Below are 13,589 nucleotides of genomic sequence, written 5' to 3'. Positions count from 1 at the left end.
TCTCACAACTCTAAAATTCTATTTTTCACTCTTCTCCTGAAAAATCCTATACAAACTAAATGCTTGCAAGAGCATGAATTTATAACTTGTCCCCATTTCGATGAACTAAAAAGGACAGTGTTTTGGTGCGGATCCGATCTTGAAAAAAGAAGGAAATCCAAACGTTCCCTTCCTCAAAAAAGGATCCCAACAAAACGGACAGCGCTGAAGGTATCTTTGGATGCGCCTTAAGAACTCTTCGGTCCGCTCTCTTTGGTGTCGCACCAAGGACAGGTTTCAATATCAACGGAGAAAACAATGGCATTCGATATAGAAATGATTCGCGCCCGATACGCAAAGATCGGGGATCTTGTTACAAAAGCGAGAAACGTTGTTGGACGACCTCTTACTCTTACAGAAAAAATCCTTTATTCTCATCTCTGGGACGGGGAACCAAAAACAGCTTACGAAAAAGGAAAGTCTTATGTGGACTTTGCTCCCGATAGAGTCGCGATGCAGGATGCGACCGCGCAGATGGCGCTTCTTCAGTTTATGTCCGCAGGAAGAAACACCGTCGCTGTTCCTTCTACGGTACATTGCGATCACTTGATTCAAGCAAAAGACGGTGCAACGGAAGATCTAAAAACCGCCAATGACGTGAACAAAGAAGTTTACGACTTCCTTTCTTCTGTCTCCAATAAATACGGAATCGGGTTCTGGAAACCGGGTGCGGGAATCATTCACCAAGTCGTATTAGAAAATTATGCATTCCCCGGCGGAATGATGATCGGAACCGATTCTCATACCGTAAACGCGGGTGGCCTCGGAATGATCGCGATCGGAGTCGGCGGCGCTGACGCGGTGGACGTGATGGCGGGAATGGCTTGGGAATTAAAATTCCCAAAACTCATCGGAGTAAAACTCACCGGGAAACTTTCCGGCTGGGCTTCTTCGAAAGACGTTATCTTAAAAGTGGCCGGAATTCTTACCGTAAAAGGTGGAACTGGCGCGATCGTAGAATACTTCGGAGAAGGCGCGGAAAGCCTTTCCTGCACTGGAAAAGGAACGATCTGTAATATGGGCGCGGAGATCGGCGCTACCACTTCCGTTTTCGGTTACGATCAGAACATGAAAGAATATCTCTTGAACACGAATCGTAAAGACGTTGCGGAACTCGCGGACAAAATCAAGGAACACTTAAACGGAGACAAAGAAGTCTACGTGGATCCTTCGAAATATTTCGATCAGGTGATCGAGATCAATCTTTCCGAACTTGAACCACATATCAACGGTCCGTTTACTCCCGATTTGGCGACTCCTCTTTCCAAGTTCAAGGAAGCGGTCGCGAAAAACGGTTGGCCGACCAACTTGGAAGTCGGACTCATCGGTTCCTGTACGAATTCTTCTTACGAAGATATCACACGCGCGGCTTCGATCGCAAAACAAGCTTCCGAGAAGAATCTGGAAGTCAAAGCGGAATACACCGTGACTCCGGGTTCAGAGATGATTCGTTATACAATCGAGAGAGACGGACTCATCAAAACATTCTCCGATATTGGAGGAGTGGTTCTCGCGAACGCGTGCGGTCCTTGTATCGGCCAGTGGAGCCGTCAGACAAAAGATCCGGAAAGAAAAAATTCCATCATCACTTCGTTTAACAGAAACTTTGCGAAGAGGAACGACGGTTTTGCGGGAACTCACGCGTTTGTTGCGTCACCCGAAATCGTAACCGCATTTGCGATCGCTGGAAAATTGGATTTTAATCCGTTAACCGACACCCTAAAAAGCAAGGACGGAAAAGAAGTAAAACTCGATCCTCCTACGGGTTTGGATTTTCCTCCAAAAGGTTTCGACGTAAAGGACGCGGGTTTTCTCGCGCCGGCAGAAGACGGTTCCAAAGTGAATGTTGCGGTGGATCCCAAATCCGATCGTCTTCAGTTGCTTTCTCCGTTTACTCCTTGGGAAGGAACCGATCTAAAAGGATTAAAACTTCTCATCAAGGCGAAGGGAAAGTGTACGACAGACCATATTTCTATGGCGGGTCCTTGGTTGAAATACAGAGGTCATTTGGATAACATCTCCAATAACCTTTTGATCGGCGCGGTAAACGCCTTTAACGATAAGACAAACGCGGTGAAAAATCAGCTAACGGGAGAATTCGAACCCGTTCCTCAAACCGCAAGAGCTTACAAAGCAAAGGGAATCGGATCGATCGTAGTAGGGGACGAAAACTACGGAGAAGGTTCTTCCAGAGAACACGCGGCTATGGAACCGAGACATCTCGGCGCGAGAGCGGTTCTTGTGAAATCTTTTGCGAGAATTCACGAGACCAACTTAAAGAAGCAGGGGATGCTTGCTCTTACGTTTGCAGACAAAGCGGACTATGATAAGATTCAAGAAGAGGATTCGATCGATATTCTCGGTCTGACTTCCTTTCAAGAAGGAACTCCTCTGACGCTTGTCTTGAACCACAAAGACGGTTCTAAACAAGAAATCAAAGTGAATCATACTTTCAACGCGCAGCAGATTGCTTGGTTCAAGGCGGGAAGCGCTCTGAACCTGATCAGCGAAGAACAAAGAAAGAAAGGGTAAAGCTTTTTCGATCGTCTTCTTTTTAAGATTTTTTCTTAGAAAGAAGACGTTTTCTCTCCTTCTCGCAATTCCTTCTTTTTCCGTAAATGGCGCACACTTACCTTCGGTGAATAACTTTACCCAGGGAAGAAACGAAAACAAGAATCTTCACGAAAAGAAGGGTTTTGTAAGAGTTCCTACAAGGAAGTTTTTACTTGCCAAAAGTATGATTTTCTGATAAAGGAAAGTCTCCGGAGTTTTCCCGCCACCTCTCCCCACCACCCGAAAATCGGGCGGGGCGCGCGACTTTCACGGAAGGGCGTCGGAGTTCCGACAGATTCATTCTGAGGTCTTAAGAACTTGCGGGAAGGTTATGTCTTCGGAGGGGAGAAATGGGAATTTTTCTCGATCGTTAGATTGTAATTTTTGCGATTAGACTCTTCTCTCAAGCGTTTTGTAGGAGCTCTTACATCTACCTTCAACATGTTGAGCCCTGTGAGAGTTCCCACACGTTCTTTGAATGAATCAATTTGGCTTCGAGGAAGAGGAGGGAGAGAAAAAACGGACCAACCAAGTCGTAAAGCCATTGTGGGAACTCTCACAAAAACCTCATAACCTTATCGAGGATCGTAAAAAACTACTTCGAAGATTTCTTCTTTGCTTCCGGTTCCAAACCCTTTCTAAAAATTCTTGCGACTTCTTTGATGGTCGCCTGGATTTCTGCAGGAGGAATTTTATACACACACTGCCCCATAAAGCCTAAGGCGAACGTGAGGGAGGAAATTGCGTAGGCAATGGATTTAAGATCCGCCTTGGGATCGATTTTTCCGGCCTTCTTGAATTTTTCAAGTTCAGCCGTAAATTCGGGAAGAGCTTTTGTGTAGATTTTTTTCTGAATGATCTGACTGACTTCGGGATCCAAAATGATCTGACTCACGGCCACTTTCATAAAATCTTCAGCATCTCGAAAGTCCCTGCACTTTCCGGACATAGAATATTGAAGGCTTGCTTCTAAGTCTTGATAACTTTCCTGGTTTTTTTGTCGGGGGGAGGTTTCGTCCGAATTAATTTCTTCGGATCTTGTAAGAATAGCTTCTAAAAGACCTTTTTTATTTCCGAAATAACGAAAGATCAACGCTTCGTTCGCATTAGCAAGTTTCGCAATATCTTTTGTATTAGCGGCGTCGTAACCTTTTTTTGCAAAAACTTGAATGGCGGCTAAAAGAATTGCGGTCTCGGTCGCGGAACGGTCTCGTTTTCGGCTGATGGTTTCACATACATTTTCATCCTTAGCGAGCGGTTCTGAGTTGTTTGCCTTCGACCTTGCCGATTTCATTTTGATCCCTATAAAAGTTGCGTTGAGCGGAGTGTCCACTCATTATTTCCAGAGAATCCCTTGATTCCAAGCGTTTTAGAAAGAAGCTTACACTAACGTACGTTTGGTTGAATGAGACTCCGTAGAATTGAGTATCCTTTCAATCAGACCCAACCTTTCTTTTTTAAATTCTCAATTATAATCTAGATTGTCATTTTTTGATCGATTGAAAAGGATTGCAATAAGTAAGTAAGCAATTACATAAAAAGAGGATGCAAAATGGCAGAAAATTCTTCTCGAAAGGCCGGTTCATCTCGCGTTTCCAGTTTTTTGCAAGAAGAATCTTTACAAAAGGTTTCTTCTACGCGAAGAGATCTTCTGATAGCGGCGGTTCTCTTTGTGATTTCTGTGCTCCTTTTGTTCCCAAATATAGGATCTCGAGCGGTGCTTCCTCAGGGAGACGAGGAGATGCATATCGCGACGATCCGAGAGAGTATTCAGAGTGGGGAAATCCTTTTTCCCAGATTCGAAGGAATCATGAATTTATACAAACCTCCCGTCCTCTTTTGGACCGGAATCGCATCCGATTTGATTTTTGGAATGAGCCTCGCCGCGGAAAGACTTCCTTCCCTGATTCTTTTTGCGGGAACGGGAATTCTGATCTACTTTGCGCTTCGTTTGTTCAAAGCCGCAGCGATCTATTCGGCGATCCTTTCTTCCGGCTATTTATTAACTCTCGGGGTTTTTAAGTTTTCCAGGCTTGTGATGATGGAAGCGCTGATGACCTTTCTTCTGACACTTTCCACATTTCTTTTGCTCCTATTTTTTAAAAAAAGAAACCGTTCCTATTTGGCGGCGGCCGCAATCGTATCCGGTTTTGCGTGTTTGGTAAAGGGGCCTTTGTTTCAGGTTTATTCAGGAACGTTACTCGCCGGTTGGGCTTTTCTTCACGTATTTCAATTTCGTTCAACGGGAGAATGGTCCGGAAAAAAAAGATTTATCCGAATGATATCGGATCAAATCTTATTCCATACGATTTCGCTCGGAGTTCTCGCGCTTTGGGGAGGAATTCTGACTTCGCTTTCTCCGGCGGGAAACACGTTTATCAAAGTATTCTTCTTCACCGAGAACTTGGGAAAATTTTCGACTGCTACTACGAATCAAAATGAGTTGATTATCCTTTTGGGGTGGGTCCTGTACTGTCTTCCATTTACACCGTTTCTTTTGGAGACGATGTCGAAGGCGATTCTTAAATCGACGTTCGTTTTCGGGGGAATGATAGGCAGGGCCCTTATTTTTTCAACGGTTGCGATTTCCATAATACACGAATTGCCGAATCGAAAAGATTATTACTACATTCTTCCGTTGATACCCCTCGCGTTTATCGGCGTAGGATTGTATTTTTCCAGAAGAGAACGGGAATCCTCGTTGTCAGGGCCTCTTTCCAGAAACTTTTTATTTCTGATCGTGGTTTCCATCGTTCTTGGGCTCGGGAAAATTCTTTTGGATTTTCGTTCCGGACAAGAAGCGTGGACGGATCTGTTGTGGGTCGGCTTTGCGAATCTTTTGGGGGCATTCTGGATGATCCCGGAAAAGAAAACAATTGTATATAAGACTTCCATAATGCTTCTTCTCGGAACCGGATTTATGCTCTATCTACAATTGAGTCTCATTCCTTCCGTAAATCTGCCCGACGTACCTTTGAACGGAAGAATTCAAGAAAGTAAAAATCTCTGTATCGTGTCCGAAAACCCTTGGGTGGCGTTGACGTTTAAAAATGCGCTTCCTGCCGCACAAGTGGAACATTCATTACCCGGGGCGAATCTGAATTGTATGGACGGAAAGAGGGACGTGGTCGTTTACAGAACAAAAGTGGATCTTCCGAACGTTTATACGCCCGCGCAGTCATGGTCGATTTGGAAACGAGATCTGGGAATTCAGGAAATTCTAATACACCAGGATTGGTATGATAGAATCCGGCTCTACAGCTCCGAAACGATTCTTTCCGAAAATTCGAAAACGGGGCAGAAATGAATTCGGCGTTTCGACATTTGATTCGTTACGCTCCGGTTTATGTTTTGTTGATTTTGATGTTCGGCGTGATGTTCGTAAAATACGGAAGGGTAATTCGCACGAAAGATTACTATTCCGAAGAGTCGAAGGGAGTGTGTCTAACGTATTGTACGAAACTCACTGGATGTGTATCCGAAATGTTTCCGGGAATCGTCGACAAAGAACAAGCCGCAAAGATCGAAAATTCCTGTCTTCGAGGATGTCGAAAACACTTTGATAAGATGCAAGTCTGTCTTTCCGGAGTCGAAACCGCGAGTTGTAAAACGGTAACCGGATGTCTTGAGACCGAGGTCAGAAAATACTACTGAGCTTCTTCGTAGAATTTTTTGACCTTTGCGACGTATTTTTGAGTTTCTTTGTAAGGCGGGATTCCGCCGTAACGATCGACCGCGCCGGGACCTGCGTTGTAAGCTGCGAGAGCGTGATCTAAATTCTTATATTTGTTTAAGAGATCGCTTAAGAATTTTGTTCCGCCCGCAACGTTTTCGGCCGGATCGGAAGGATCGTCCACCCCGAGAAGACTTGCGGTCGAAGGCATGAGCTGCATCAAACCGATTGCTCCTTTTGGAGAAACCGCATTTGTCTTAAATCCGGATTCCGCCTTGATGACGCTCTGAACGAGAGTGGGATCGAGATGATTTTTTTCCGATTCTTTACGGATGATTTCTGCCAGGGTCGGTTCGAGACCTTTGAGTTCGCCTCTGACGTTTCTCCAGGATTCCGCATCGGAGACCGGATTCGTTTTTTCTTGCGCGGATTGAAGAATGGAATCGAAATCCAAAGCAGGCGTCTTCTGTCGATTGGGAGCCGGTGTTTCCCGGACAAACTGATTCGGGAGGCTTTCGATCTCACGAATGCGATTCAGGATGGATTGGACAGTGGGAAGTTCTTCGATCCTCATATTATGTCTCTCGGAAGAATTTTCAAAAAGGATGACCTTTTTTTCTTTTTGATGAAAAATCAAGGGATTCTTGATAAATTGAAAGCCCGGTAAATACTGCCGTCTGTGATTGAAATTGCCATCACTTCCAGAATTTCCGCGTTCCCCATTCTATATGCAAAATCCCGGGGCTTTTTTGAAAAAGAAGGCATTCAAGTGCAGATCCGGATTCTCGAAAACTACGACGCCATATTAGCCTTTTTGAGTACCGGAAAAATCGAAGTGGGAGAAATCCCGTTTACGACTTGGTTGGACCTCCATCTCAAAAGAACGGCCCCGAACAAATCCATTTACCGGGGAATGATTCTTTCGAGAATGATTCATTCGTTTTATTCGAGATACAATTCCAGTACGGATTCGATTCTGGACAGTACTCCGTATTTGATTCCGGTTTTACAGAATACATCTGTAGACAAACTTCTCGCTCAAGAATTTCTGAGATCGAGCAAGTTTCGAAAAAAAATCAGCTGCGCCTACATTTCTTCAAGATCCTATCTTTTAGAATACGAATTCTCCCAGACAAACACATTGGGTTTGATCGGTTCCGTTCAGGAATCTCATTTTCTAAACAATGGATTTAGAATTTCGGACGGAAGGGATCTTCCGCCGTATCGCCTTCCGGTCAATATGCTCGCGTTTAGCGGTAAATTCGCAAAAACATATCCGGACCGAATTCAAAAGGTTCAGAGCGCGGTAACAAGGGCGATTCAATCCCTGATCGAAAATACGAACGAGTCGACGGATCACGCGATTCACGAAAGTGTTCCCGAATTCAAGATCGAAGCGGAGCAACTGCATTATTTTTTCAAACAACCTTCTCAGGATCTAAAGGAGATGCTTTCTCCTTCCGCTGATCCTGAAGAGCTGGAGTATTTAGGAAGAATTTTTTGGAGATCTATGGAACACCTAACGGAGCCGCCTCCGGTTCTTATGGAAGCTCTGCAGATCGCTGCAAAGGATCCGATTCCTCAATATCCGGAGGCTTTGAAAGCGAGAAAGACGGCTTTGATGGAGGAGCAGTTTAGCAACAAGAATGAATCGAGTCTTCTTTTACGAAAGGCCGGAGAAAGAAGAGAACTCGGGGACTTGGTGACAGATCTACAGAATCTCGTGCTCAATATATACTATTCTAAAAAAACGGCGCGTATGCCGATTCTTCCGCTCAAAGGGACTGCTTCGGCGATTCGGACCGGAATCAACTCGATGTTGGATTATCTTTTTCAAGAGATTCGTGCAAAAGAAATTCATAATTTAGCGATTGATAATGTTTTGATGATGCAGGGGCTGGAGATGGATAAACGGTCTATGGAACTTCAGTTTTCCGAAGATCGATTCAATTATCTGTTTGAATTTTCACCGATTCCGGTGATTCTACTGGATTCCATTTCCGGGGCTTTGATCGGCGGGAATTATAATTTCCGAAGTTTGACCGGTTATAGCAAGGACAACGTAAACAATCTGACCTTGGAAGATTTGTTTCCGGGGTTGAGCGAGATGAGCGAGTGGTCTTCTCCGAATCGATCTGCGGAGACGATGTTGAGAGTGGACCAGGCTAGGATGAGATTGAAAGATAAATCCGAAATGCAGGTTTCGTTAAGTATCACCGCGTTGTTTGAGAGGGCTAGAAAAATCTACCAGGTTCATATCCTGTTTGATTCCGAAAAAAAAGAAATCGAACAGGCGAAACACGAATTCATTTCGAATATCAGTCATGAGCTTCGTTCCCCAATGACGAATATTCAAGGTTATTTTGAACTTTTGAGAAACGAGTTGAATTCTTCGCTTTCCAAAGATCAGAGCGGAATGTTGGACGTGATCGAAAAAAACATCAAACGATTGAATCATCTGATCGAAAACTTGTTGAAGTTTGAGGAAGTGAGCGGAGATGAGAATTCCGGATTGGTGGAGAATTTTGATCCCGCTTTGGTGATCGAAGAAGTTGTCTATTCGAACGGGCCTTCTGCAAAAGAGAAAGGATTGGAAGTGGAAGTTTCAGCGGTAAAAAAATTGAAAATAAGGGGAATCCGTTTTGAATTCTCGCAAGTGATCACGAATCTTTTTGTGAACGCAATCAAGTATACGGAGAGGGGAAGGATCGAGATCAAGATGATGGAATCCGGAGCGGGAAAACTGGAAATTAACATCAAGGATACGGGAGTCGGGATCGATCCGAAATATGTAGAGAAGGTATTCGAACGATTCTTCCGAATCCCGAACGATAGAAATAAAAGAATCGGGGGAACCGGTTTGGGACTTTCCATATCGAGAACCATTTTACACAAAATGAACGGTGAAATCACTTTGGAATCTAGGGTGAACGGTGGGAGTAATTTTAGAATCTTTTTACCGTTGCAGACAGAATGAAAAAGTATTTTCTTTATTCGATTTTTGGAATCGTAATCGTGTTTCTGATCTATCTCGTTTGTTCGGAAGGAGAAAACCGATTCTCAAGAGAAAATGAAAAACTAAAGAGCGGGTTGAGCCGAAATACTGTCGTTCAGGACGAGGGTTCGTTGTTTGAGTCGGGGAACTTTTTAGATTTTTCGAAATCGGGAGTTGTGGAGAATCCGGAGGCCGGTTCCAAGGAGGTTTCCACAGAGGACGCCCCCCCGGGGGGCGGCTATTCTGACCTTTCTCCGGCAGAAAGAGAAAGGTTGAGAAAGGAAGTGATTTTAAAGGTCAAACCTTTGGCTGATCGTTTCCCAGGCAACAGTATGATTCCTCGAGAATTGACAAAGGAAGAAGAGGAAAAGAAAAAGAGAGACGAAGAAAGAATGTTGGAGATTCGGACCGCCTTGTTGGAAGGGAGAGAGGTTGAAAAGCCTGAGATGAAATTCTATTTGGATTCCAAAATCAAAAAATCCAATGATATGGAAGAAATCTTAGAATACAGTCTGAAGTTTTTTAGAGAATCGCAGAAAAACTATCCGGATTCTTCTTTGAATGTGATTCAAGAGCGTTTGTTGGCGATTCAGAAAGGGAAGGAAGAATTGATGAAGGCGAAAAAGAATTTGGATTCTTCCGAGTAATTTTTGCTCTCGGTCGCAATCGATTCTTTTTGCAACACGGATTGATTTTTTTAAATGTTTGGTATTTTTGGGTTTTTAGGAGGGTTTTGACCAATACATCCCATAAAAAATCGGAGAAATCGGGTTCGGGGTGAACTCTAAGCGTCTGAAAATCCTTTTGCTTTGCAGATCCAATTGCCAGATAAAGCTGTAAACCCGGTGAAATGTGGGAGCTCCCGCATTCATCGTTTCCACAATAGAATCTCCGACTTCTAAAGAATCCAAAGTCAACATATAGTTAAAAGGAAAACACCGAGAAACCCCGTGACTCAAGGAAAGTATTCCTAAAATATTCCACATTCCGGATTCTACTCGAAAGTTGATTCTTTTCATTTTGCCTTGATTCTTCTGATAAAGAATTTTTCCGGCCTTATCATTCAACCGCGAGGCACCGGCCAGATATTTTCCGTATTTTCGTAAGAGGTGAGGGAGTTTCTTTTTGAGATCCTTCTGGGCTTTTGGATCCAGTGCAAAATATTCGGTTTCAGGAATAAGAATTGTAACAACATCCTCTTTTCTTTCTACGAGAGCTGACTCTATGAATTGATCGGACCGGATTGAAAGCATTTCCATACCCAATACGGTTCTTTTTTAAGATACAAAGACGCTTTTTTCAAAGCAAAGAAGAAATATTTTATCCTGAATTCGAAATTTTTTTAAAAACAGAAAAATGGCATTTTCGCAAAACGGAAAATGCAAAATGAAGAATCCGGTGTTTCGAAGGCTTTTTATCCTCCGACAACTCCTTCTTTTTTTACTAAAGCATCGAACTGTTTTACGGTTTCTTAATTCTTTCTTTGAAGCAGAAAGCAGAAAGCAGAAAGCAGAAGTGCGAGTTTTTATTTTTAGGGATAGGATTTCCGAAAACTCTTCGACAAACCTTTTTGATCGCGACTCTCGCAAGTGACTGTTTCCTTATTCCCGGAGAAAATCGAGAGGAGAATTCGGATTATTTGGAAAGGAAAATAAGAGGATATTAGAATTTCTTGATTTTCTTTTTCTTTTTGGTCGCGGTCTTCTTCTTTGTTTTTTTCTTGGGGGTGTTTTTTCCGGCTTTCTTCGACTTTTTCTTAGAAGATACGATCCCGGGAAGTTTCATCCCGGCGATCGTATAAGCCAACTCGATCAATTCCTCCAAACCCAGAACTCCCATGATATGAAGGTTTTTTTCAAAGCCAAGAGTTCTTAAAAACAAAAGGAGATTCTGAACTCCGAAGGCCTGAATCAGCCTTGGGATATCTCCCACCCCTCTCTTTCGAATCCAGATTCCGGATTGTTCGGGGGTTAACTCTTGTACTACTGGAATCAATTCGGTCGGAGGAATCCGCAAAGATAATTCAATAAAATTCTGAACTCCGACTTCTTTTAACAATGCAATCGACTTTGAGGGACCGATATTTTTTAAAAGTTCAGCCGAAGATTCTTTTCCCGTCTTAAGAGCCATCTCTGCAATATCGGACGCCGGAAGGGAAGTGGACAACAACACCAAGTCGTCCATCGGGATGCTATTTGCAAAATATGTAATATCTCCGGGCTTTACCGTGGACAAAAGGACGACCAAAGTCTCTTCGGGAATTCGATTTAAGAATTCTACGATTGTTTTTTCGTCCAGGTTTTGACTTATATAAAGAAGAGTTTTGTGATCTACTTTTTCGGAAAGAGAGTATAACTTTTCATATCCAAGAGATCGAAACAGTTGAAAAGACTTTCCCGTTCCCAACTTATCAAGATATTCTAAAGCCTTCCCGATCTGGTTGATCACTTTTTTCATCCAAGCACATCCTCCAGAAGTCCGGATACAAGCCCAGTCAGCGGTTTTTGTTTGTGGATTACAAGAAGGTTTTCCGACGTGTTCCTGGAAACGTTGTCCCGAAAACGAACGTATTCTTCTTCCGAATAACCCAAAAATTCTTTCAGAGTTTCTCCTCTGTATTCATTGAGGATGGAATCCCTTAAGTTTTCGTAGAACTTCTCGATGCTCGTTTCCAAAAGTGGATCTTTTGCCGCGACATCTCGTAACTTCTCCAGATGTTTTCTTAAGTCCGTGGATTCCAAATGACCCATCTCCGAAAATCCGGATTGAAAAAGAATTTTCAACGTGCCTCGAATCAACATTTTTCCGGCTTCGCTTTCGGAGGAAGAATGAAGAATTTCAGCCATCCTTTCCGTAAAACCCGGAAGAAGAGTTCCTAAAAAACCGGAGATTTGTTTTTCAAAACCGGCGGCTTGAAAAACTCCAGCGAGAGGGTTGAGTTTCTTATTAAATTCTACTAATATCTTTTCCAACCCTTGGGAAAACATTTCCTGAATCGGAGATTGATTGAGAATTTTCATCAAAAATATCTTCGAAGGAGCGGCGACCGTTCCGGTCGCCAATTCAAGAATCGCTTCCTGTGTTTCCAAACTGATCGCTTCCGAAACCGAGTTAAAAGGAAGGAGGGCTTGAACATCCATTCCTTGCAAAATGATTCTTAGTTTTTCATCCGGAATTCGAATCCCGGCGATCGGCTCTAAAGAGATGGAAAGTCTTTCCGGCAAAAGTTCTTTCAAAGTGGAGCTGAAGATAAAATCCAAACTTCTGTTCAGACTTTTCTGAACCCTCTCCGTGTCTTCGATCCATTCTTTTGCGGCGGTTTGATATTCTCTTTTCGGCGAAAATAGACGTTTCCAAAATCCCATTCTAATTTGAGTTCCTTGATTAAGAAAGAGAAGGAAGAATTTTTTCCAACTCTGGTTTGTGATAGGTCAGCTGATTAGCGTGATACAATAGAACGTTCTTTTTTAATAAATTCCTCGTATCACCTTCCTTCTGAATCAGTTTATCCGTTCCCGAGACGTTTCCGTTCCCGTCGAGTTTCAGAAGCTTATGATCCAATCCTTTTCTAAGAATGTTTTGAAACGCGTCTTCCAGATGAGAGGTGAACAATTTTCCGGATATGTGAATTCCTTTGGTTTTTTTTCTCAGCTCGGAAGCCAAAGTCTGCAATCGTTGGAGAAGAATCTCCTTTCCAACAAAAGAATCCGTTCCCAATCGTATTAGAATTGTAGAAAGTAAATTTCCCGGAGTAACCACGTAATTCTTTCCTAATCTCTCTTTGACGATGTTTGTGACTTCGTCGCTAGTCGCCTCTTCGGAAACGTCGAAATTCTCACCGTACGCGATATGCACTTGGGTTTTTTTTGCGGAAATATAATCGTAAGTCAACGTAAAGGAAATAAAATGAACGTCTTTGATTTTGGTCCGAATGTAATAGACGCCTTTTTTGATCTGATTGAGATAGCCGTCATGATTGAAGGTTCCTTCCGGAAACATGAATAAGTTTCTTCCGGAACGAACCCTTTCTACGAGAGTGTTCCATTCCTGATCGACCATGTTTCGAAGCTCTCCGCTTTTGATCAGTTCTCTCGCGTTATCGCGAAACGGACGTTTTACGGGGAAACAACCGATGTATCTCAAAAAAACGGGGATAACGTTCGTCTTGTCGATCAACCCGAAGATCAATTTGAGTGTTCCTTTTGGACGAAATTCCTTAATTAGAAAATTCTTCTTTAAGATATCTTCTCTCGCGGGAATCGCAAACTTTATCTTAGGCTGGATCACTCTGTACACTGCGGATAACGCTGGAACGTCGCCTTCTTCCAC

General features: G+C 43.2%; 11 protein-coding genes (1 of these 11 only partly in view). 5 read left to right on the top strand and 6 right to left on the bottom strand.

What is annotated here, in order from left to right; translation table 11 throughout:
• Positions 1-297 precede the first annotated feature (297 nt).
• Positions 298-2,571, top strand: coding sequence for an aconitate hydratase (locus JWG45_RS12640; protein WP_205280050.1), 2,274 nt, complete (start codon positions 298-300; stop codon positions 2,569-2,571).
• A gap of 616 nt (positions 2,572-3,187) precedes the next feature.
• Here the strand turns inward: JWG45_RS12640 and JWG45_RS12635 are convergent.
• Positions 3,188-3,886: a TetR/AcrR family transcriptional regulator gene (locus tag JWG45_RS12635; RefSeq protein ID WP_205280049.1), complete on the bottom strand. Its 699-nt coding sequence runs from the start codon at positions 3,884-3,886 to the stop codon at positions 3,188-3,190.
• A 258-nt stretch (positions 3,887-4,144) separates the two neighbouring features.
• Between JWG45_RS12635 and JWG45_RS12630 the strand changes: the two genes are divergently transcribed.
• The gene (locus tag JWG45_RS12630; RefSeq protein WP_205280048.1) at positions 4,145-5,899 is read left to right on the top strand and encodes an ArnT family glycosyltransferase; all 1,755 of its coding nucleotides are present in this window, start codon (positions 4,145-4,147) and stop codon (positions 5,897-5,899) included.
• Entirely contained in the window at positions 5,896-6,246 is a 351-nt protein-coding gene (locus JWG45_RS12625; RefSeq protein WP_205280047.1) for a Cys-rich protein, read from the top strand. The genes JWG45_RS12630 and JWG45_RS12625 overlap by 4 nt, the downstream gene beginning before the upstream one ends.
• Here JWG45_RS12625 and JWG45_RS12620 read toward each other — a convergent pair.
• Positions 6,240-6,839 (bottom strand): lytic transglycosylase domain-containing protein, encoded by a 600-nt coding sequence (locus tag JWG45_RS12620; RefSeq protein WP_205280046.1) that lies wholly within the window; start codon positions 6,837-6,839, stop codon positions 6,240-6,242. The genes JWG45_RS12625 and JWG45_RS12620 overlap by 7 nt on opposite strands.
• Positions 6,840-6,935: 96 nt before the next feature.
• On the opposite strand from JWG45_RS12620, the gene JWG45_RS12615 reads away from it, so the two are divergent.
• Together JWG45_RS12615 and JWG45_RS12610 are read left to right on the top strand one after the other, a co-directional pair.
• Positions 6,936-9,242: an ATP-binding protein gene (locus JWG45_RS12615; RefSeq protein WP_205280219.1), complete on the top strand. Its 2,307-nt coding sequence runs from the start codon at positions 6,936-6,938 to the stop codon at positions 9,240-9,242.
• A complete protein-coding gene (locus tag JWG45_RS12610) occupies positions 9,239-9,907 on the top strand; it encodes an LIC_20245 family lipoprotein (RefSeq protein ID WP_205280045.1) in 669 nt (222 codons plus the stop codon). The genes JWG45_RS12615 and JWG45_RS12610 overlap by 4 nt, the downstream gene beginning before the upstream one ends.
• Before the next feature lie 75 nt (positions 9,908-9,982).
• On the opposite strand, the gene JWG45_RS12605 is transcribed toward JWG45_RS12610, so the two are convergent.
• From JWG45_RS12605 to JWG45_RS12590, 4 genes are all read right to left on the bottom strand, one after another.
• Positions 9,983-10,519 carry a DUF1564 domain-containing protein gene (locus tag JWG45_RS12605; RefSeq protein WP_205280044.1) on the bottom strand — a complete coding sequence of 179 codons (537 nt, stop codon included), beginning with the start codon at positions 10,517-10,519 and terminating at the stop codon, positions 9,983-9,985.
• Positions 10,520-10,922: 403 nt separating this feature from the next.
• Positions 10,923-11,717 (bottom strand): hypothetical protein, encoded by a 795-nt coding sequence (locus JWG45_RS12600; protein ID WP_205280043.1) that lies wholly within the window; start codon positions 11,715-11,717, stop codon positions 10,923-10,925.
• On the bottom strand, positions 11,714-12,625 hold the full coding sequence (locus JWG45_RS12595; protein ID WP_205280042.1) for a hypothetical protein: 912 nt from the start codon (positions 12,623-12,625) through the stop codon (positions 11,714-11,716). Before JWG45_RS12595 ends, JWG45_RS12600 begins: the two co-directional genes overlap by 4 nt.
• 19 nt (positions 12,626-12,644) lie before the next feature.
• A protein-coding gene (locus tag JWG45_RS12590; protein ID WP_205280041.1) for a 1-acyl-sn-glycerol-3-phosphate acyltransferase crosses the window boundary here: on the bottom strand, positions 12,645-13,589 show its 3' portion. The gene runs 198 nt beyond the window's last position; only the last 945 of its 1,143 coding nucleotides appear in the window; its start codon lies off the right edge, out of view; its stop codon occupies positions 12,645-12,647.

This window comes from Leptospira ainlahdjerensis, assembly GCF_016919175.1.
Taxonomy (GTDB): Bacteria; Spirochaetota; Leptospiria; order Leptospirales; family Leptospiraceae; genus Leptospira; species Leptospira ainlahdjerensis.
This window is presented reverse-complemented; position numbering and strand designations above follow the sequence as displayed.

Excerpts from the sequence above, each read along its gene's own strand:
- JWG45_RS12640 (WP_205280050.1), top strand. The coding sequence starts at position 298 with ATGGCATTCGATATAGAAATGATTCGCGCCCGATACGCAAAGATCGGG.
- JWG45_RS12635 (WP_205280049.1), bottom strand. The coding sequence starts at position 3,886 with ATGAAATCGGCAAGGTCGAAGGCAAACAACTCAGAACCGCTCGCTAAG.
- JWG45_RS12630 (WP_205280048.1), top strand. The coding sequence starts at position 4,145 with ATGGCAGAAAATTCTTCTCGAAAGGCCGGTTCATCTCGCGTTTCCAGT.
- JWG45_RS12625 (WP_205280047.1), top strand. The coding sequence starts at position 5,896 with ATGAATTCGGCGTTTCGACATTTGATTCGTTACGCTCCGGTTTATGTT.
- JWG45_RS12620 (WP_205280046.1), bottom strand. The coding sequence starts at position 6,839 with ATGAGGATCGAAGAACTTCCCACTGTCCAATCCATCCTGAATCGCATT.
- JWG45_RS12610 (WP_205280045.1), top strand. The coding sequence starts at position 9,239 with ATGAAAAAGTATTTTCTTTATTCGATTTTTGGAATCGTAATCGTGTTT.
- JWG45_RS12605 (WP_205280044.1), bottom strand. The coding sequence starts at position 10,519 with ATGGAAATGCTTTCAATCCGGTCCGATCAATTCATAGAGTCAGCTCTC.
- JWG45_RS12600 (WP_205280043.1), bottom strand. The coding sequence starts at position 11,717 with ATGAAAAAAGTGATCAACCAGATCGGGAAGGCTTTAGAATATCTTGAT.
- JWG45_RS12595 (WP_205280042.1), bottom strand. The coding sequence starts at position 12,625 with ATGGGATTTTGGAAACGTCTATTTTCGCCGAAAAGAGAATATCAAACC.